General features: G+C 70.1%; 19 protein-coding genes. 8 read left to right on the forward strand and 11 right to left on the reverse strand.

The annotated features are described in order from the left end of the window. Positions 1-740: 740 nt before the first annotated feature. Together ABIS05_RS27635 and mnmH are read left to right on the forward strand one after the other, a co-directional pair. On the forward strand, positions 741-1409 hold the full coding sequence (locus tag ABIS05_RS27635) for an ion channel (RefSeq protein WP_348010146.1): 669 nt from the start codon (positions 741-743) through the stop codon (positions 1407-1409). Further along, positions 1406-2452 carry a tRNA 2-selenouridine(34) synthase MnmH gene (gene mnmH / locus ABIS05_RS27640; RefSeq protein WP_348010147.1) on the forward strand — a complete coding sequence of 349 codons (1047 nt, stop codon included), beginning with the start codon at positions 1406-1408 and terminating at the stop codon, positions 2450-2452. Before ABIS05_RS27635 ends, mnmH begins: the two co-directional genes overlap by 4 nt. Here the strand turns inward: mnmH and phnE are convergent. The 4 genes from phnE to ABIS05_RS27660 all read right to left on the reverse strand — a co-directional run bounded on the left by phnE (position 2449) and on the right by ABIS05_RS27660 (position 5922). Continuing rightward, positions 2449-3276, reverse strand: coding sequence for a phosphonate ABC transporter, permease protein PhnE (gene phnE, locus ABIS05_RS27645; protein WP_348010148.1), 828 nt, complete (start codon positions 3274-3276; stop codon positions 2449-2451). The genes mnmH and phnE overlap by 4 nt on opposite strands. Before the next feature lie 118 nt (positions 3277-3394). Then, positions 3395-4222, reverse strand: coding sequence for an ABC transporter permease (locus ABIS05_RS27650; RefSeq protein WP_348010149.1), 828 nt, complete (start codon positions 4220-4222; stop codon positions 3395-3397). Further along, complete coding sequence (locus ABIS05_RS27655; RefSeq protein WP_348010150.1) at positions 4219-5049, reverse strand: ATP-binding cassette domain-containing protein; 831 nt, start codon at positions 5047-5049, stop codon at positions 4219-4221. The genes ABIS05_RS27650 and ABIS05_RS27655 overlap by 4 nt, the downstream gene beginning before the upstream one ends. Before the next feature lie 9 nt (positions 5050-5058). Then, a complete protein-coding gene (locus ABIS05_RS27660) occupies positions 5059-5922 on the reverse strand; it encodes a putative selenate ABC transporter substrate-binding protein (protein WP_348010151.1) in 864 nt (287 codons plus the stop codon). Positions 5923-6010: 88 nt separating this feature from the next. Between ABIS05_RS27660 and selD the strand changes: the two genes are divergently transcribed. Continuing rightward, positions 6011-7075 (forward strand): selenide, water dikinase SelD, encoded by a 1065-nt coding sequence (gene selD / locus ABIS05_RS27665; protein WP_348010152.1) that lies wholly within the window; start codon positions 6011-6013, stop codon positions 7073-7075. 132 nt (positions 7076-7207) lie between these two features. On the opposite strand, the gene ABIS05_RS27670 is transcribed toward selD, so the two are convergent. Next, positions 7208-7381, reverse strand: a complete 174-nt coding sequence (locus tag ABIS05_RS27670; RefSeq protein ID WP_348010153.1) for a hypothetical protein — start codon at positions 7379-7381, stop codon at positions 7208-7210. A 94-nt stretch (positions 7382-7475) separates the two neighbouring features. On the opposite strand from ABIS05_RS27670, the gene ABIS05_RS27675 reads away from it, so the two are divergent. Further along, positions 7476-8051 (forward strand): hypothetical protein, encoded by a 576-nt coding sequence (locus tag ABIS05_RS27675; protein WP_348010154.1) that lies wholly within the window; start codon positions 7476-7478, stop codon positions 8049-8051. 151 nt (positions 8052-8202) lie between these two features. Here ABIS05_RS27675 and ABIS05_RS27680 read toward each other — a convergent pair whose 3' ends face one another. The 5 genes from ABIS05_RS27680 to ABIS05_RS27700 form a co-directional block, all read right to left on the reverse strand. Continuing rightward, on the reverse strand, positions 8203-9438 hold the full coding sequence (locus tag ABIS05_RS27680; protein WP_348010155.1) for a DUF1501 domain-containing protein: 1236 nt from the start codon (positions 9436-9438) through the stop codon (positions 8203-8205). A 123-nt stretch (positions 9439-9561) separates the two neighbouring features. Then, a complete protein-coding gene (locus tag ABIS05_RS27685) occupies positions 9562-11088 on the reverse strand; it encodes a DUF1800 domain-containing protein (protein ID WP_348010156.1) in 1527 nt (508 codons plus the stop codon). 359 nt (positions 11089-11447) lie between these two features. Next, on the reverse strand, positions 11448-11576 hold the full coding sequence (locus ABIS05_RS27690; RefSeq protein ID WP_348010157.1) for a hypothetical protein: 129 nt from the start codon (positions 11574-11576) through the stop codon (positions 11448-11450). 190 nt (positions 11577-11766) lie between these two features. Then, positions 11767-12534 carry a response regulator gene (locus tag ABIS05_RS27695; protein ID WP_348010158.1) on the reverse strand — a complete coding sequence of 256 codons (768 nt, stop codon included), beginning with the start codon at positions 12532-12534 and terminating at the stop codon, positions 11767-11769. Between the two features lie 5 nt (positions 12535-12539). Then, entirely contained in the window at positions 12540-13157 is a 618-nt protein-coding gene (locus tag ABIS05_RS27700; protein WP_348063377.1) for a helix-turn-helix domain-containing protein, read from the reverse strand. A gap of 106 nt (positions 13158-13263) precedes the next feature. Here ABIS05_RS27700 and ABIS05_RS27705 point away from each other — a divergent pair, with 106 nt between their 5' ends. The 4 genes from ABIS05_RS27705 to ABIS05_RS27720 all read left to right on the forward strand — a co-directional run bounded on the left by ABIS05_RS27705 (position 13264) and on the right by ABIS05_RS27720 (position 18189). Then, positions 13264-13896: an HD domain-containing phosphohydrolase gene (locus ABIS05_RS27705; RefSeq protein WP_348010160.1), complete on the forward strand. Its 633-nt coding sequence runs from the start codon at positions 13264-13266 to the stop codon at positions 13894-13896. Further along, entirely contained in the window at positions 13893-14690 is a 798-nt protein-coding gene (locus ABIS05_RS27710; RefSeq protein ID WP_407074838.1) for an ABC transporter substrate-binding protein, read from the forward strand. The genes ABIS05_RS27705 and ABIS05_RS27710 overlap by 4 nt, the downstream gene beginning before the upstream one ends. A 277-nt stretch (positions 14691-14967) precedes the next feature. Next, positions 14968-17472 (forward strand): PAS domain-containing sensor histidine kinase, encoded by a 2505-nt coding sequence (locus ABIS05_RS27715; RefSeq protein WP_348010161.1) that lies wholly within the window; start codon positions 14968-14970, stop codon positions 17470-17472. Between the two features lie 561 nt (positions 17473-18033). Beyond that, positions 18034-18189, forward strand: a complete 156-nt coding sequence (locus ABIS05_RS27720) for a hypothetical protein (RefSeq protein WP_348010162.1) — start codon at positions 18034-18036, stop codon at positions 18187-18189. 19 nt (positions 18190-18208) lie between these two features. Here ABIS05_RS27720 and ABIS05_RS27725 read toward each other — a convergent pair. Next, a partial coding sequence (locus tag ABIS05_RS27725; protein ID WP_348010163.1) for a hypothetical protein occupies positions 18209-18438 on the reverse strand: 230 nt, incomplete at its 5' end.

Raw genomic sequence — 18438 nt, forward strand, 5'->3', positions numbered from 1 at the left:
TGTTCACTCGGAGTGGGCTTGGCGGCGGTCAGGCTTGGCCGACGACTTGGTTGTCTAAGCGGCGCTGGCCTAGTGGCAAGGTGCCGGGAGTCCCGCCCGGCGGCGGGGTAACTTTCTTCTGCGGAGCCAGAAGAAAGTCACCAAAGAAGAGGCTCTGAACCGCACACGACCGCGGCGCCGCCAAGAGCGGCGCGCGAAAACGCCCACGGTCATTGCGGGCAGACGCGACCCGCTGCGCTCTCGCTGCTGTCCTTGTGAAGAGCAACGTACATCGCCACTTCATGCCGCTTAACGCCGGCTGCACGCCGGGCTCACGAGAACAGCCGAAGACAGCGTCGCTCGGGCGACGCGGCATTTGCATTTCCTGGTGAGCACGGCGTGCAGCCGCGCGTTAAGCGGGCTAACGGTGCGATGGATGGTGCGGGTGAAAAGGACAGCAGCGAGAGCGCAGCGGGTCGCGTGTGGGCGCGGTCAAGTGCCAAGCCCGCATTGCCGCTGGCGTGCGGATTCAGGGCCTCTTCTTTGGTGATTTTCTTCTGGCCCCGCAGAAGAAAGTTACCCGCCCGCCGGGGCGGACTCCCGGCAACTCGGCAGCGAGCCAAAAGGACAGCCGCAAAAGCATCCAAACTCGCAATCAACACGCGATCCGCGCACCCGCCGCGCCACGGCGCCCGGCGCCTTGGGCGTAGACGCCCGGACGGCCCGGCCGGGCCCAGAATGCCGTCATGCCGCTGCGCCCCATGAGATTCCTCGCCGTCACGCGCCGTCACCCGTCAGCCATCCTGCTGATCGTGCAGCTGGCCGGCCTGCTGCTCTACCCGCTGCTCGAATCGACACGCGCCGGGCCGGTCGCCTTGAGCGCCTTCGGCATCACGGTGCTGGTGTTCACGACCGGCATGGTGCGGCGCACGCCCGGCCTGACCTGGCTGAGCGTCTGCCTGGCGCTGCCGGCCATCGTCATGCTGCTGCTGCAGACGCGGCAGGACATGCAGTGGCTGCTGCCCTGGTCGGCCGCGCTGGAGGCGGTGTTCTATTTCTATGCCGCCGCCAGCCTCGTCACCTACATGATGGGCGACATGCATGCGACGACCGACGAGCTGTTCGCGGCCGGCGCCACCTTCACGCTGCTGGCCTGGGGCTTTGCCTACAGCTTTGTCGTGCTGCAGGCCTTGCAGCCGGGCAGCTTCCTGGCGGCCATCAACCCAGAGCAGCCGCGCAGCTGGTCGGAGCTGATGTTCCTGAGCTTCGCGCTGCTGTCCAGCACGGGCATCGGCGATGTCATCCCAGTGCGGCCGCTGGCGCGGGCCGTGTCCAGCCTGGAGATGTTCGTCGGCGTGATGTACCTGGCCGCCGTCGTGTCGCGGCTGATCGGCCTGACACTGCTGCGCCGCAGAGGCCTGAATCCATGAGCCACAACCCCACCACCGTCGCCGACCTGGCCAACTTCACCGTCCTCATCGACGTGCGCTCCCCGGCTGAGTACGCGCTGGACCATCTGCCCGGCGCTATCAACTGCCCCGTGCTGAGCGACGAGGAGCGCCGCATCGTCGGCACGATCTACGTGCAGGACTCCGCTTTCGAGGCCCGCAAGATCGGCGGCGCCATGGTCGCGCGCAATATCGCCCACCACCTGGACGAGCAGTTCCGCGACAAGCCCCGGGACTGGCGCCCGCTCGTCTACTGCTGGCGCGGCGGCATGCGCAGCGTCAGCTTCGTCAACTGGCTGCGCCTGGTGGGCTGGGACGCGCAGCAGCTCAAGGGCGGCTACAAGGCCTGGCGCGCGCACGTCATCGAACAGATCGCGCTGCGTGCGCCCAAGCTCGACCTGCGCGTGCTCTGCGGCCCCACCGGCAGCGCCAAGACGCGCGTGCTGCAGGCGCTGGCCGCACTGGGCGAACAGGTGCTGGACCTGGAGGACCTGGCCGCGCACCGTGGCTCCGTGCTGGGCGGCATGCCGGGCCGGCCGCAGCCGTCGCAAAAGGGTTTCGAGACCCAACTGGCGCAGCAGCTGGCCGGCCTGGACCTGAGCCGCCGCGTGTGGATCGAGGCCGAGAGCCGGCGCATCGGCCGCATCACCGTGCCCGAGCCGCTGCTGCAGCGGCTGCGCGCCAGCCCCATCGTCGAGATCGCTGCGACGGCCGAGGCGCGGCTGGCCTATCTGCTGCGCGACTACGCCTGGCTGGGCGACGACCCGCAGGGCTTGGCGGACAAGCTCGGCACGCTGCGCGAGCTGCTGCCCAAGGACGTGCTTGCGCAGTGGCAGGCCTGGGCGCTGGCAGGCGCGCTGCCGCCACTGTTCGAGAGTCTGATGGCGCAGCATTACGACCCGCTCTATGCCCGCTCGCAGGGCCATCACCTGGAGCGGCTGGATGGCGCGCAGAGCCTGGCCTGCGACGACCTGTCGGATGCCGGCATTGAGACGCTCGCCGCGCGCATCGCGGCACTGCCTTAGCGCGCCAGCGCGCGGCGCGTGAGATAGCTCAGCGCGTCCACCAGCGCGACCAGCCCGAGCATCGCGATCAGCACAGTCGCCGTCTTGCCCATCTGGAACAGGCCCATGTGGAAGGCCAGCAGCTGGCCCAGCCCGCCCGCGCCGACGACGCCCAGGATGGCCGCCGCGCGGATGTTGTTCTCCCACCGGTACAGCGTGTAGGAAATGAGCTGGGGCAGCGCCTGCGGCAGCGTCGCGTACAGGAACACGCGCAGCGCGCCGACACCCTGGCTGCGCAGCGCGGCGGCAGGCGCGAGCGGGGCGTTCTCGATCACTTCGGCGAACAGCCGGCCGAGCACGCCCGTGGTGTGCAGCGCCAGCGCCAGCGTGCCGGCGAACGGCCCCAGGCCAGCCGAGATCAGCAGCAGCGCGGCCCACACCAGCTCGGGCACGGCGCGCAGCGCGTTCAGCAGCAGGCGCGTCGGTGCGCGCGCATGCGCCGGGTCGCCGTCGTGGCTGCGGCTCGCGGGCAAGGCCAGCAAGAGGCCGCCGGCCGCTGCCAGCACGGTGCCCAACGCCGACATCGCCAGCGTCTCCAGCGACGCCCACGCGACCTTGCGGGCGAAGGCGGCGGACAGGTCGGGTGGGAAGAACTCGGCAACAAAGCGGCCCATGCTCTGCGCCGCTTCGAGCGACAGGAAGGCGGCCCATTGCAGGTCCAGGCTCCAGAAGCTCGCGACGACCAGCGCGACCAGGCCGGCACCGAACCAGAGCGCCCTGCTGCGCGCGTGGAACATCGGCGGCGGCAGCCGGTAGGGCAGGTTGGCGGCGAGTCGCTGTTTCATGTCGGCGATCCAGTCCGCAGGCGCGGCAGGAGAACACAGCCACAGAGGCACAGAGACACAGAGAGGCCATCACTCCGCCTTCTCTGTGCCTCCGTGCCTCTGTGGTTGCATTTGCGTTTCAATTCAGCACCCGCCTCAGCCACGCACTGGTCTGATCGGCCAAGGCCACCAGCGCAACGAACACCAACAGCATCGTGGCCACCTCACCACCGGCGAACATCTTGGTCGAGTTGTCCAGCTGCTGCCCCAGCCCGCCCGCGCCGACAAAGCCCAACACCACCGACGAGCGAATGGCGCACTCCCAGCGGTAGACGGTGTAGGACGTCAGCTCGGCGGCGTTCTGCGGCAGCAGGCCGTAGGCAAAGGCCTGCAGGCGGCCGCTGCCATTGGCGAGCAGATTGCGCGTCGCCACGGTCTCGCCGCTGTCCAGAATGTCGCCGTAGACCTTGCCCAGCATGCCGCCGTAGGTCAGCGCGATGGCCAGCACGCCGGCCGTCGGGCCGAGGCCCACCACGCGCACGAAGATCAGCGCCCAGACCAGCTCGGGGATGCTGCGCAACAGCACCAGCACCCAGCGCAGGCCTTGGCGCAACGCTGCGGGCAATGGCGCCATGCGGCCGGACAGTGCCGAAATCGACAGCGCACGCGCCGACATCAATGTGGCCGGCAGCGCAATGACGAGGGCCAGCGTGATGCCGGCCGTGGCAATGGCCACGGTGCGCCAGGTCTCGCGCGCCACCAGCCACAGGAACTCGCTGCCGACGGCGGGCGGGATGAAGGAAGAGAGGAAGTGCCAGGTCGGCCCGCGGCTTTCGGCGCTGAACAGCAGCCAGGGCCGGAACTCGGTGGCGAGCAGCATCGGCCACAGCAGCACCAGCCCCGCGCCTATCCAGAACACGCGGCCGAGCCAGGCCGGGTCGCGGCGCGGTGGCGTGGCGACACTCATCGGCAGTGCATCACCGCCGGCTGCGGTGCGTCGGGCGGCAGCGCCGACTCCACCGGCGCGCCGCCGTGCAGTTCGGCTTCGTGCTGCGCGTAAAGCCGGGCCAGATGATCCCGGCTGACCTGTGCTGTAGGCAGGTCGAAGGCGACCGCGCCGTCGCGCAGGCCGACGATGCGGTCGAAGTGCGCCAGCGCGGTATCGACCTGGTGCATGGTCGCCATCAGCGTGATGCCGCGCTCGCGGGCCACCTCGGTCACCGTGCTGATTGCCTGCTCGGAGCGGGTCGGGTCCAGCGCCGACAGTGGCTCGTCGATCAACCACAGCGTCGCAGGCGCCAGCAGCGCGCGCGCCAGGCCGACACGCTGGCGCTCGCCGCCCGAGAGCCGGTCGACGCGGGCAAATAGCTTCTCGGCCAAGTCGAAACGCTCCAGCGCCGCGTGAGCACCGGCGATGTCGACCGGGTAGAACAGCGAGCGCAGGCTGGTGGCCAGGCTCCACGCCGGCAGCCGGCCCGCGAGCACGGCGGTGATGACGCGCTGCCGCGGCGGCAGCGGTGGCGTCTGTGGCGCCATGAACAGGCGGCCGCGCAGCCGTTGCAGAGCGGCCGTGCGCAGCGACCAGGGGTCCACCGCCTCCAGCAGCAGCTGGCCACGCGAGGGCTTCAAGGCCGCAGCGGCGACCTGGAGCAAGGTCGTCTTGCCAGCGCCCGAGGGGCCGATGAGGGCGACCTGCTCCCCGGCGCGCAGGGCCAGGCTCACGCCACGCAGCGCGCTCGTGCCGCTGGGCGCGGCCGGGTGCCGTGCGTACACGGCGTGCAGGTCGATGTTCACAAAGTCAGTTCACAACAGACCAGCGCTGCGGGCGGCCGCCTCGATGTTCTTGTAGTTCTCGGGCTTCGTCGGCACGAAGCGCGTGGCGCGTTGCAGTTCCAGGATCTGCTTGCCTTCCGGCGTGCTCTTGTCGAGCGCCAAGAAGGCCTGCGCCAGCTTGTTGCGCAGCGCCTCGGGCATGGCGGCGCTGACGGACCAGTTGTAGTCGTAGTAGGCCGGCGTCGTGAAGAACACGCGCACCTTGTCGGTGTCGACCTTCTTCTCGGCGACGAACTTCTCCCAGACGGAGATGTTGAGCGCACCCGCCTGCACCTTGCCAGCCGCCACGGCGGCGATCGTCGCGTCATGCGCGCCGCTGTAGGCCACGCGCTTGAAGTCCTTGTCCGGGTCCAGGCCCGCGCCGAGCAGCACGCTGCGCGGCATCAGGTGGCCGCTGGTGGAGCTCTGGGCGCCGAAGCTGACGTCCTTGCCCTTCAGGTCGGCCAGCGTCTTGATGGTGGGGTCGGCCGTGATGAAGACGGACTTGAAGCGCTCGTCCTCCTCGCGCTGCACCAGCGGGATGACCTTGCCGCCCGAGCGCACCGAGGCCTGCACGAAGGTGAAGCCGCCGAACCAGGCCAGGTCGACCTTGTGGTTGATCAGCGTCTCGACCGCTGCGGCGTAGTCGGTCACCGGCGTGAACTCGACCTTCATGCCCAGCTTGGCCTCCAGATACTTGACCAGCGGCTCGGCCTTGCGAGCCAGCTCGGTCGGCGATTCGTCGGGGATGGCGGTGATGCGCAATACCTGCTGCGCCTGAGCCGCCGCTCCCAGCGTCAAGAAGAGGCCGACGATCAGCGTGCGATGGAGCGATTGGCGAAGCAGTTTGAGCATGGCGATGACGGAGAGTGGTCGGGGGAGCGGAATTAGACCCGCTAAATGCGGGGCGGGGATACTGGACGGCCCGCCTGGAGACCCCTCGATGACCGCCACCGCCCCGCTGGGCCCACGCCTCACTTCCCTCTCGCACGGCGGCGGTTGCGGCTGCAAGATCGCGCCCGGCGTGCTGAGCGAGATCCTCAAGCACACCGGCAAGATGCCGATGCCGCCGCAGCTGCTGGTGGGCATCGAGACGGCCGACGACGCGGCCGTCTACCAGCTCACCGACGACATCGCGCTGATCGCGACCACCGACTTCTTCATGCCCATCGTCGACGACCCGTTCGACTTTGGCCGCATCGCCGCCACCAACGCCATCAGCGACGTCTACGCCATGGGCGGCAAGCCCATCATGGCGCTAGCGCTGGTCGGCATGCCCATCAACGTGCTGTCGACCGAGGTCATCGGCCAGATCCTGGCCGGCGGCGAATCGGTCTGCCGCGAAGCCGGCATCCCGATTGCTGGCGGCCACACCATCGACTCGGTCGAACCCATCTACGGCCTGGTGGCGATGGGCGTGGTGCACCCCAAGCGCGTCAAGCGCAATGCCGACGCCCGCGTGGGCGATCGGCTGGTGCTCGGCAAGCCCATCGGCGTGGGCGTCATGTCCGCCGCGCTGAAGAAGGAGCGTCTGTCCGCCGAGGGCTATGCGCAGATGATCGCCACCGCCACGCAGCTGAACACGCCCGGGCCCGACCTGGCCGCGCTGGACGGCGTGCATGCGCTGACCGACGTGACCGGCTTCGGCCTCGCCGGCCATGCGCTGGAGCTGGCGCGCGGCGCGAAGGCGAGCGTTGCGATCGACTGGGCGCGCGTGCCGCTGCTGGCTGGGGTGCGCGAGCTGGCGGAGCAAGGGATGGTGACCGGTGCGTCCGGGCGCAACTGGGGCGGCTACGGCGCCGAGGTGCGGCTACCCGAGAGCTTCCCGGCGACGGATCTGGCCTTGCTGACCGACCCGCAGACCAGCGGCGGCCTGCTCGTGTCCTGCGATGCCGACGCGGTGGCGGACGTGCTGGCGGTGTTCCGCGCCCACGGCTTCCACGCCGCAGCCGAGATCGGCGAAGTCATCGCCGACCAGGGCGCCGCGTCGCGCCTGGCCGTTCGCTGAGGCTCAGCCGACCTCTGCCAACACGAGGAAAAAGTAGGCCAGCACGGCCAGGGCCACGCACAGGGCGAAGGGCGAGATCGGGATTCGCATCATCGTCATCTCCCGGCAGGGCTGCTGGCGTTAAGGCAGGGTTCAGGCACGCAGCAGCTTGTCTGCATAACGCCAAGTTTGCGGGGCTTGAGGAAACACTGTTGCCAGTGCGGTTTCCGACACACCGAGGTGGCGCTGCAGCAGCGGGCCGAGCACCTGGCGGAAGTCGGTGGCCACAGCCAAATCGCGGCCGTCGGCCACCTCGTTCTTGTCCAACCCGGGTCAATCACCCGGCAGCCTGTGTGCCGACGGTCCGCGCAGGTCGCGGCGGTCATAAGGGCGCCTTGACCCCGTCGCTATCCTTCCCGCCATGAACCGCCTGCTGCCCAAGCCGCCCACCCCCAACCCCACCACCTTCGTCTATCGCCCGCCGCCATGGCTCATGCTTGGCTTTCGCTGCGCCATGCTCGTGGTTGGCGCCGTCACGGCCGTCATGCTGGCCCTGCACTGGCAGGCTATGCCGCTATGGGCGGCCCTGCTGGCGGGGTTGCTGACGCCCGCGCTGATGGGAGGGTCGGCATGGCCCCGGCTCTGGCGCGACACCACCCGATTCATCGCCGACGAGACCGGCATGTTTTTTCCCGCGTATCCGGCGCTCACGTTTGCAGCGACCGAGCCTCGGCAGGAAGCTTGGCTGGCAGTGCCGTGGCAGCATGTCGCCAACATCCGGGTTGCGACTGAAGTCGGCGAGGATGGCAGCTGCGTGGCATTCGACCTGCAGGTCTCGCCGAGCGAAAGGGCGCGCTTTTTCGGGACGGTTGGCGAGCCACGGGACCGCCGCGGGCAGCGCTCGGCCCAGGTCTTTGCTGCCTACGGTGGCTGGCCACCCTCGGCCAAGCCGGCCGCTGCGCGCCTGCTGTCGCTGCAGTCGCGCAGCGGGGCCTGAAGCGCCCGCCTCAGGCGCTGCCAGCTGCCACAAGGAAGCAATACGCCAGCACGGCCAGGGCCACGCACAGGGCGAAGGGCGAGATCGGGATTCGCATCATGGTCATCTCCGAGTGGTGGGTGGCACGCTGGAAAAGGCTTGAAACCGGCCTTCAGGCCCGCATCAGCTTGTCCGCATAACGCCAAGTTTGCGGGGCTTGCGGAAACACTGTTGCCAGTGCGGTTTCAGTCAAGCCGAGGTGGCGCTGCAGCAGCGGGCCGAGCACCTGGCGGAAGTCGGTGGCCACAGCCAGATCGCGGCCATCGACGAGCGCGGGTTTGTCCAGGCCGGGCCAATCACCCAGCATCTGCCCGCCGGCCACCGGGCCGCCCAGCAGCCAGATGACATTGCCACGCCCGTGGTCGGTGCCGCCGTTGCCGTTCTGGCGTAGCGTGCGGCCGAATTCGCTGACGACAACGATGACGGTGTCCTTCAAGGTGTCACCCAGGCCCACGCTGAGCGCATCCAGGCCTTCACCCAGGCTGGCCAGCCGGTTGGCGAGCTGGCCGCGCGAGGCGCCCTGGTTGACGTGCGTGTCCCAGCCGCCCACGGCGGTGAAGGCGAGCTGGGTGTGGGCATCCTTGCGGATCAGCGTGCCCAGGCGGCGCGCATCGGCGGCGAAGCTGCGGGCGGACGGCGCACCGGCGTCGGCGCTCGGGTCCATCGAGCGGGGCTCGCTGCCCGAGGCCATGCTTTTGGCCATCTCGCCCCGGCCTTCCGTCGTGTCGCGCAGCGTGCTGCTCAGCTGGGCATCGTTGGCGTAGAGCTTGGCGAGGCCCGCCTGCATCTCGGGGTTGTCGATGGCGCGGCGCTGCATGGCGTTGGGCCCCAGGCCCAGGCTGGCGACGCTGGCGGTGCCGGCAAAGATGCGCGGCGGCGTGCTGCCCTGGCTGATGGCGCGCGTCGGCGCGGGCTCGCCAGGCAGCGCCGTCAGCAGGCGGTTCAGCCAGCCATCGGGCGTGGACTTGCGGCCGGGCGTGCCCGACTCGAGATAGTCCTGCGCGTCGAAGTGGGAGCGCGTCGGGTCGGGCGAGCCGCTGGCGTGCACGAAGGCGAGCTGGCCGCCGTCCCAGTGGCGCTTGAGCGGCGCGAGAGATGGGTGCAGGCCGAAGAACGAATCGAGCTTGATGAGGCCGTCCTCGGCGCCGGGCGGTGGCAGCGCGATCTGCGGGCGGCTGGCGGCGTACTCGCGCTCGCCGTAGGGCGCGACGACGGACAGGCCGTCCACCGCGCCGCGCAGCATGACGACGACCAGCTTTTTCTGCGCGCCACCCTGCGCACGAACGAGAGACACGGGCAGGCCGCCGAGGGTGAACGCACCGAAGTGGAGGAGTTGGCGTCGCAGCATGGTCACTTCTCCAAAATTTGGGAACACAGCCACAGAGGCACAGAGACACAGAGAGAGCACCAATTCCTCTGTGCCTCTGTGTCTCTGTGGCTGTGTTTTGTATTGAGTTCGCTGGTCACGGGCCTACCTCTTCATGAAGTCGGGGCTGGCCAGCATCAGCGCAACCTGCTGGCCGGCAGGTTCCGAAGCCAGCGTGCGCCGGGTCGGCTCGCTCACCGACGCCCCCAGCGTGATGCCCAGCCGCTCGGCACTGACCCCGCTGCGCTGCCCTAACGTCGTCGCCAGCTGCACCCGCTGCGTCAGCGCCTCGGGGTTGCGCCAGGCGGCGGCAGTGTTCTTGTAGCCGTCGGGCGTGGCCGCGCCAAACAGCGGCTGCCCAGCCTGGGCCAGCGCCTGCTGCAACGGCTGCGGGTTGACCAGCGGCAGGTCCAGCGCGCGCATGCTGGACAGCAGGTACTGGTAGGGCGTCTTGAACTTGGCTTGGTAGGCCTCGAGGCTCCAGAACTCGTCGGCGCGGATCAGCGTGCGCGTCAGCTCGCGCAGGTCGCCGCCGCTGGCCGTGAAGTTGTCGGCCAGCTTCTGCACCAGCGCGGGCGGCGGCACGTCGGCAACGAACGCCTGCGCGAACTTGCGCGCCAGGTTGCGGGCCGTGGCGGGGTGGGCGGCGAGAACGTCCAGCGCGCGTTCGCCTTCGGCCTGGCCGGCGCCCCGCACCGGCTGGCCGAGCCAGGTCTTGCCACCGCTGTCGTGCTTGCGCGCGTCGAACGCAAAGACGTCCCCGGCGGCCTGGCGTTGGTCGATGCCCCAGCCGGTCAACATGCGCGCCAGCTCGGTCACGTCGCGCTGCGTGTAGCCGCCGTCCACGCCCAGCGTGTGCAGCTCCATCAGCTCGCGGGCATAGTTTTCGTTGAGGCCGCTGGCGCGCTGCGGGTTGGCTGCGGCGCGGCGCGGTGTGAAGCCGGGTGCCACGCTCTGCGCGTTGTCCAGGTAGACCAGCATCGCCGGGTGGCGGGCCGTGGCGCCCAGCATGTCGCGAAAGCGGCCCAGCACGTGGGGGCGGATGGCGCGCTGCTCGTAGTCGGCCACCAGCACGCCCACCGGCCCCTTGCCGGCGAAGACATTGAAGTGGTTGAACCAGAACTCGGTCAGCACCTCCTCCAGCTGCGCGGGGCTCTGCAGGCCGCGCGCCAGCCGCGCCGTGGCGGCCTGCTGCACGAGGGGGCGCACCTTCTCACGCACGGCGTTCAGCGCCTTCATCGATTCAGCACTCGGCGTCTCGCCCTTGGCCTGCTCACGCCGCGCCTCGCGGGTCGCCTTCACCGCCTCGCGGTAGCGGCCAAGCAGCTCGCCCTGGCTGAGCGTGAGCACCTCGAGGCCGGCCAGGCGCTCGCTCAAGGCGGCCGGCTGGGCCAGGCGGCGCGGCTCCAATTGTTCGCTCAGGAAGCGGTCCAACCACTTCTCGGCGCCCTGCTCCGCGATGGCCGCAGCGTCGGATGGTCGCGGGCCATAGCCCAGGCGATTGAGGGCATGCAGCGCGCGCTCGTCGGCACTCAGCGCGGGGCCGGTGGCGGCCTGGCTGCGGCGGGCCAGCATCGACAGGCCCATCAGGGCGGCGGCGGCGCCCAGCATGAAGCGGCGGTTCTTGTTCATCGGCGATCTCCGTCGTTGGGAACAGAGCATCCAGCCGAACGCGCAAGGCCGTGTGGCTCATGCGCAAAGAATTGTGTCAACGCCGGGAGCGCGGATCGCGTGTTGATTGAGGATTGAGGATTGAGGGTTTGGGTTTGGGTTTGATGGGTTGTCAGGTTGTCCTTTTGGCTGTCCTTGTGACTCGCTGCCGAGTTGCCGGGAGTCCGCCCCGGCGGGCGGGACTCCCGGCACCTTGCCACCAAGCAAGCGCCACTTACACGCATCCAACGCCGAGCAAAGCTGAAAGGCCATAAGCCCGGCGCTGAGTAAACGCACCGGGTAAACGCACCGGTCGTCGCGTGCGCCGTCAAAGGACCCGTTCAGCGCTCCCCTAGCCACCGCTCCAGGCTGCGCAGCGTCGCCGCCACATCCAGCGGCTTGACCGGGTCGTCTTCAACGTAGAGCACCACGCGAATGCCCATGCTGCCGCCCGCGTCAGCAGCCGACACGCGGAACCAGGCGAGGCGAAGGCAAGGAGGCGAAAGAAGGTCGGGTCATGTAAGCGCCGCCGAAATAGTTTGTCGTGATTATCAAATTTATTGATAACTACGAAAGATGCCTGCACCCATCTGAGGTGTCGGCCAAGGCTTTTGCCAAATTTGCAGTCCGCGCACCGGCGGCAAGGCTATTGAGCGGGGCTCAGGCGGGGCGCCGTGCGCCCAGGTCGATCAGCCCGCGCGCCAAAGCGGCCCAGCCGGCGGCCTGGGCTGCGGCGCCAGCCTCACCGGCAGCACCGGCCGTACCGCCAGTACCCGCCACGTCTTCGAGCGCACGCGCCTCGGCGGCCAGGCCGGGGTGGCCGATGAGTTCAAGCACCGCCTTGAGGCCATGGGCCACGCGGCGCAGCGCGGCGGCGTCGCCGGTGGCGAGGGCGGCGTCGCCCTGGGCGAGGTCGTCGGCAAAGCGTTCGATGCAGCCGGCGCGAAAGCTGTCGAACAGCGCGCGGTCACCGCCGAAATGCTGCTGCACCGGGTCCACCACCGCAGCATCCACTACGGCCGACACCGGCGCGGCCTCGCCACCGCGCAGCAGCTCGCCGATGGTGCCCAGCAGCTCGGCCAGCGGTACCGGCTTGCGCAGCGTGCGTGCAACGCCACGGGCGGCCAGCGCGAGGTGGCGGTCGTCATGCACGCCGGCACTGAAGACGACCCAGGGCGGCGCGCCATCGGCCAACGCCAGGCCCTCGGCCAGCAGGGCCTCGGCCGAGCCGTCGGGCAGCATCAGGTCGCTGATGACAAGCTGCCAGCCGCCACCAGCCAGCGCGGCGCGCGCATCGGCCAGCGTGCCCACGACGCTGAGTTGCACCGCCGGCGCAGCGGCGTCGTAGCCGGGCAGTTCCTCCAGCGCCAGCTCGATGAAACGCGCGATCGAGGCGTCGTCCTCGATGAGCAGCAGGCGGGCGGCCATCTCTCTCAGGCGGCGTGCGCGACAGCTGCCTGGGCCAGCAGCGGCGGCAGCTCGGTGACAAGGGCCGTCTTGTGCACGACGGGCACGCCATAGAGCGCGAGGAGATAGGGCGCGCGCTGGGCCTCGTCGAGCGCGGTGACGACGATCAGCTGGCTGCGCGCGAACTGAGGATGCGAGCGCAGGCTGGTGATGAGGGTGGCGCCGTCGATGCCGGGCAGCAGGATGTCGATGAGCAGCACGTCGGGCTCCAGGCGCCCGGCCATCGCAAGGCCGGCGATGCCGTCGGAGGCGACGTGCAGGTCAGCCCCCGGCAGCTCGCGCTTGACGACCAGGCTGATGAGGTTCTGGAAGTGCACCGAATCCTCGATCAGCAGCAGCGTCAACGGGCGGCCGGGCCCGGGCCCAGGCTGTTGCGCGCCAACCGGTGCCGCAGGCGCCTGGCCGCCGCGCGCGGCCAGCCAAGCGTCCAGCGAGCTGCGCAGAATGCGGCGATGGCCGCCGGGCGTCTTCCAGGCCTGCAGCTCGCCGCGGTCCACCATCAGCTGCACGGAGCGCACGGCCATGCCCAGCCGCTTGGCGGCCTCGGTGGTGGAGCAGGTATCCGGCCCGTTGGGCACGGTCATGGCGGGAGTCACGCGAGACATTTTGCCGAATTTGGGGCTGCGCGGAGTTCGGCATATTTGATAAAAACGAGCTCAACCGACAATACCGCCAGATCGGAGCCTTGCCATGCCCTTCCCCGCCGCCCACAACGAGCCCAAGACCGCAGCCGCCCGGCTGCTGCAGCCCGACGCCGATGCGCAGCGGGACGAGGACGCGCGCGCGCACCGGCTGAGGCTGGGGCATCTGGCCGAAGCACTGGCCCGCCACCTGGGGCTGGATGCCGACACCGCCCAGCTGCTGCGCCTGGCCGCGCCGCTGCACGACGTGGGCGAGACCGACCCCACCGCCGCCTTCGAGCCGCCCTGGCCGCTGACGGCCGCCGAGGAGCGCCGCCGCCGCCACGCGCAACCGCAGCGCGGTGCGACGCTGCTGGGCCGCTCGCGCCTGCCGCTGTTCGCGCTGGCCGCCGAGATCGCGCTGCACCACCGCGAGCGCTGGGACGGCAGCGGCTATCCGCAGGGGCTCAAGGGCAAGGCGATTCCACTGTCGGCGCGTATCGTTGCGGTCGTGGACTACTTCGATGCGCTGACGATGCGCCGCCGCTTTCGCCCGGCGCGTGCCGACGACCGCGGCCTGGCCATGCTGGCCGAGCAGGCCGGCAGCGCGTTCGACCCCGAAATCGTCGCGGCCTTCATCGCCCACGCACCCCAATTGATCGCGCTGCGCGATCGCATCAACCCCGCCGGGCCGGGCGCGTGAGACGGCTGGCCACCGCTGCTGCGGCCCTGGCCACCTGGCTCTGCGCAGCGGCCGTCGCCGCGCCGCCCACGGGCATCGCCCAGCAGGTGCAGGCCAGCGGCGAGCTGCGCGTGTGCATCTGGCCCGACTACTACGGCGTCTCACTGCGCAACCCGCGCACCGGCCAGCTCTCCGGCATCGACATCGACCTCTCCGCCGCCTTCGCGGCCGACCTGCACGCGACGGCGCGCTACGTCGATTCGTCCTTCGCCACCCTCGCCGACGACCTGCTGCAAGGCCGCTGCGACGTGGCCATGTTCGCCGTCGCCCGCACGGCCCAGCGCGAGCGCCAGCTGCGCTTCAGCCGGCCCTATCTTGAGAGCGACATCTACGCCGTCACGACGCGCAGCAGCCGCGTTGTGCAGCAGTGGAGCGACCTGGACAAACCCGGCGTGCGCATTGCCGTGCAGGCCGGCACCTTCATGGAGCCGGTCATGGCCGGGGCGCTGAAGCACGCCACCCTCGTCATCGTGCGGCCGCCGGACGCGCGCGAGCGCGAGCTCGAGGCCGGCCGTGTGGACGCCTTCATGACCGACTACCCCTACAGCCGCCGCCTGCTCGACAGCGCCGACTGGGCCCGCCTCGTGGCGCCGCCCTCGGCCTTCTACGTCACGCCCTACGCCTATGCCGTGAAGCCCGGCGACGCGGCCTGGCTGAGCCAGGTGGACGACTTCGTCGCCCGCATCCAGCGCGACGGCCGGCTGCGCGCCGCCGCCGAGCGGTACGGGCTGGGCGCCATCGTCCGACAGAGATGATGCCCCTCGTCCAAGGAGTACCTTGGCCGGTCTTGCAGACCGCGCTGCGGCTTGCGCCGCAGCCCTTCGGCAGGCACACGCCGCCCACTGGGCGCCATGTGTCCGGCCTCAGCCCCCGAGGGGACGGCGATGCTCGCGGGGACCCCCCCGCTCGCACATCGCCAGACGGGCCGGCTTGGGAGCGGCCCGGCGCTCGGCCCGCAGGGTTCACCCGGCCCGGTGAAATGGAGCCCCTCGCTCCGTCTCGGCCCGCAGGTTTCGTCAGCCACATCCGCTGATGCCGCACCGCAGCCGCTGGCGCCCAAGCGTCATCACTGCCGGTGCCGGCGTGCTGCTGGCGGCCACGCTGCTGGCCGGCAGCGGCTACGCCCTGTGGCGCGAGAAGCGCGAGCTGGCCCTTGAGACCGCCGTGCGCCAGGAGTTGCTGGGCCGCGTGCTGGAAGACCACGCACGCCGCAGCCTCGACGCCACGCAGATCGCGCTGGCCGGCCTGGCCGACGTGGCCGCCCGCAACCCGCCACCCGAGGTGCTGCAGGCCCTACTGGAGCAGACCCAGGCCAGCCTGGGCTTCCTGCGCGGCGTGGCGCTGCTGGACGAGGGCGGCCACGTCATCGCCGCCGCCGACCCCGCCGACCGCGGCGCCTCCCTCATGCCCGCGTCGCTGCGGCTGCTCGGGCCCTGGCCGGCGGCCGGGCGCGACACCGTGGGCGGCTTCATCGCGGCGCGCAGCCTGGCCGACCTGGGGCAGCACGGCCACGTCGTGCCGCCCGGCGTGGGCTTCATCCCGGTGCTGCGCAGCGCGCAACTGCCCGATGGCCGGCCCGTCCTGCTCGTCGCGCTGCTCAACCCCGATGCGCTCGCCAACTTCCAGCAGCTCACCTTGAACGACCCGCAGGCCGCCGCCGCGCTGGTCGACCTGGACGGCCGCCTGCTGGCCGCCACCAGCGGCGCCGAACACCTGCCCGGTGACAGCCTGCCCCGGCTACTCGCCCCCGGCGCGCCGCTGGCCGCCGTGCGCGCCGGCGGCGAACACGGCCACTGGAGCGGCCCCGGCCTGCGCGCAGCACCCCAGCTCGGCGCCTACCGCGCACTGCGGGCCCGGCCCTTCGTCGTGCTGGTGGAGCTGCCGCAAGCCGAGCTACGCCACCAGTGGCTGGCCACGGTGCGCGCCCTGGGCCTGCCGGCACTGGGCATTGCGTCGGCGCTGCTGGCGCTGTCGGGCGTGGGGGCTGCGGCGCTGCGGGCACGCGAGCGCGCGGCGCTGGAACTCGACCACGCCCAACGCGAAATCATCGAGCGGGAACGCGAGCTGAGCGCCATCTTCGGCAGCGTGCAGGACCTGCTCTTTCGCACCGACGCCGCCGGCCGCGTGACCTTCATCAACGAAGGCTATGCGCGCCGCTCGGGTCAGGCCGCCGCCCACGTGCTGGGGCGGCCGCTGCACGAGCTCTTCGGCGGCTCACCCGCCGTGGCGGCGTTGTTCGACGCCTGCGCCGCCGATGAGGCGGCCCCGCACCAGGTGCGCGCCGACTGGATAGCGCCCGACATGCTGGCGCGCAGCTTCGAGATCCACCTCGTGCCGCTGCGCCGCGACGCCGGCACGCTGGAATGGGTGGGCAGCGCCGCCGACGTCAGCGGCCTGATGCGCGCCCAGGCCGAGCTGCGCGCCCAGCTCGGCCTGGCGCGCTCGCTGCTCGCCAGCAGCCCCCTGCCCATGGCCGTGATGGACGACGCCAACCGCTACCTCGACGTCAACCGCGCCTGGGAGCAGTTCACCGGCCGCCGGCGCAGCCGCGTGCTGGGCCGCCGCGCCGGCGCCGACGACCGCCCCGACGAGGCCACGCTGCACGACGCCCGCGACGCCGAGCTGCTGGCGCGCGGCGGCGAGATGAACTACGAGACCGTCTGGACCAGCGCGGAAGGCCGCCACCGCGACCTCTTCGTCAGCAAGTCCACCTTCCCCGACGCCCACGGCCGGCCGATGGGGCTCGTCGTCTGCTTCATGGACATCAGCGAGTTCCGCGAGGCCGAGCGCGCCACCCGCGCCGCACGCGACACCGCGCTGGAGGCCTCGCGCGCCAAGTCCGACTTCATCGCCAACGTCAGCCACGAGCTGCGCACGCCGCTGCAGTCCATCCTCGGCTTCGCCGAGATCGGCGCGCTGCGCGCTCGCCAGGACCTGCGTCTGGCCGAGTTGTTCGCTGACGTGCACCGCGCCGGCCAACGCATGCTCAGCCTCGTCAACGACCTGCTCGACCTCAGCAAGATCGAGCGCGGCGCCGAGCCGCTGCAGTTGCAGCGCCTGGACCTACGCCCGCTGGCCGCCGAGCTGGCGCGCGAACTCGGGCCGCTGCTGGCCGCACGCGGGCTGGCGCTGCGCACCGCGCTGGGCGACGCGCCACTCATCGTGCGGGGCGACCCGCTGCGCCTGCAGCAACTGCTGCGCAACCTGCTGGCCAACGCCATCCGCTTCTCGCCGCCGGGCGGGCGCATCGAGCTCAGCGCCGGCCACGACGACGCCGGCGACGTGCGCGCGGCCGTGGCCGACCACGGCCCGGGCATCCCGCCGGACGAGCTGGAAAGCATCTTCGAAGCCTTCGTGCAGTCCAGCGCCACCAAGAACGCCGCCGGCGGCACGGGCCTGGGCCTGGCCATCTGCCGGCGCATTGCGCAGGCGCACGGCGGGCGCATCTGGGCCGACAACCGGGCCGATGGCGGCGCGGTTATCTCGCTGGTGCTACCGGGCGCGCGGTTTGGCGACACGACGGCGGGGGCGCTTTGAGCGACTGCGGCCAAGCCCTTGCTGTCATGCGCGGTCGATCAACGAGTGACTGCCACGGCTCGCAGACCGGCCACGACCACCGCTCAGAGGCGCCGGCTGGCTGAGCCAAGTGGCTGGCATCATCAAGGTCTCACGGCGGTGTTGGTCCTCCGGAGAACTTGTAAAAATGCGCCGCTTTTGTCGGAAATTTAATGACCGTCTCGCCCGTCAGTTTTCCTGGGGAATTCAGATGAATCAAGCACTTGCGGCGCCGCGCCAGGGATGTGTTGTGGCGCAGACGCCCTGCCTAGGCGGCGTCGGCTGTCTCCACAGAACACGTTAAGCCGCAAGCACGATGACGCATTCAGCCCCGCGCGCGCGACTCATCGCGGATGTGCCCGCCGACCGTTTCAGAATCATCTCGCCGAATGGGCGAGCGCCCCGATCTGGCGACGTGGTCGAGTTGGACCAAGGGTTCACCGCTCCCGACGGATTGCCTATGGCGCTTGTGTACTTCACGGATCCCGGTGGTGGATATATGTACGAAGCGGAAGTGTATGAATCCGAACTGGGCGAGCAGATATGAAACTGATGTCGCAAGACGGACTTGATGGCGAATCGATACCTTTCATTGGTCGTCATTCGCTGTTTGCAAGCGAGCGGCTTAGCCTGTCGCTCAAGCCGACTCGCGTCGGCAAGCCGCCGCTCGCGGCTCAGCTTCAACGTTATGCAGCTTGAAACCCAGCCCTTTGATACTTCAACGACCGTTGACCGCGGATCGGACATCGCGGAAGTTCATTTCGTTGGCGGGCGGCTCGAAATATTGATTGCATCCTCGCCCGCTGGTCAGCAGCGGTTCCATGGTTTGCGGATTTCGTTTCCAGAGGCTTGCGAGTTCCGCATGCTTGATGAAGCCGACCTCGCCAGGTACTGGGTTTCTCCGGGGTTTCACCGCGGGCACCATGTCCTCTCTGTCGTCGGCGGCGG

Origin of the sequence: Roseateles sp. (genome assembly GCF_039929605.1) — a bacterium.
Taxonomy (GTDB): domain Bacteria; phylum Pseudomonadota; class Gammaproteobacteria; order Burkholderiales; family Burkholderiaceae_C; genus Pelomonas.

Bases quoted from the DNA above. Each gene is read 5' to 3' on its own strand.
- ABIS05_RS27635 (WP_348010146.1), top strand. From the start codon at position 741: ATGAGATTCCTCGCCGTCACGCGCCGTCACCCGTCAGCCATCCTGCTG.
- mnmH (WP_348010147.1), top strand. From the start codon at position 1,406: ATGAGCCACAACCCCACCACCGTCGCCGACCTGGCCAACTTCACCGTC.
- phnE (WP_348010148.1), bottom strand. From the start codon at position 3,276: ATGAAACAGCGACTCGCCGCCAACCTGCCCTACCGGCTGCCGCCGCCG.
- ABIS05_RS27650 (WP_348010149.1), bottom strand. From the start codon at position 4,222: ATGAGTGTCGCCACGCCACCGCGCCGCGACCCGGCCTGGCTCGGCCGC.
- ABIS05_RS27660 (WP_348010151.1), bottom strand. From the start codon at position 5,922: ATGCTCAAACTGCTTCGCCAATCGCTCCATCGCACGCTGATCGTCGGC.
- selD (WP_348010152.1), top strand. From the start codon at position 6,011: ATGACCGCCACCGCCCCGCTGGGCCCACGCCTCACTTCCCTCTCGCAC.
- ABIS05_RS27675 (WP_348010154.1), top strand. From the start codon at position 7,476: ATGAACCGCCTGCTGCCCAAGCCGCCCACCCCCAACCCCACCACCTTC.
- ABIS05_RS27680 (WP_348010155.1), bottom strand. From the start codon at position 9,438: ATGCTGCGACGCCAACTCCTCCACTTCGGTGCGTTCACCCTCGGCGGC.
- ABIS05_RS27685 (WP_348010156.1), bottom strand. From the start codon at position 11,088: ATGAACAAGAACCGCCGCTTCATGCTGGGCGCCGCCGCCGCCCTGATG.
- ABIS05_RS27695 (WP_348010158.1), bottom strand. From the start codon at position 12,534: ATGGCCGCCCGCCTGCTGCTCATCGAGGACGACGCCTCGATCGCGCGT.
- ABIS05_RS27700 (WP_348063377.1), bottom strand. From the start codon at position 13,157: ATGACCGTGCCCAACGGGCCGGATACCTGCTCCACCACCGAGGCCGCC.
- ABIS05_RS27705 (WP_348010160.1), top strand. From the start codon at position 13,264: ATGCCCTTCCCCGCCGCCCACAACGAGCCCAAGACCGCAGCCGCCCGG.
- ABIS05_RS27715 (WP_348010161.1), top strand. From the start codon at position 14,968: ATGCCGCACCGCAGCCGCTGGCGCCCAAGCGTCATCACTGCCGGTGCC.
- ABIS05_RS27720 (WP_348010162.1), top strand. From the start codon at position 18,034: ATGAAACTGATGTCGCAAGACGGACTTGATGGCGAATCGATACCTTTC.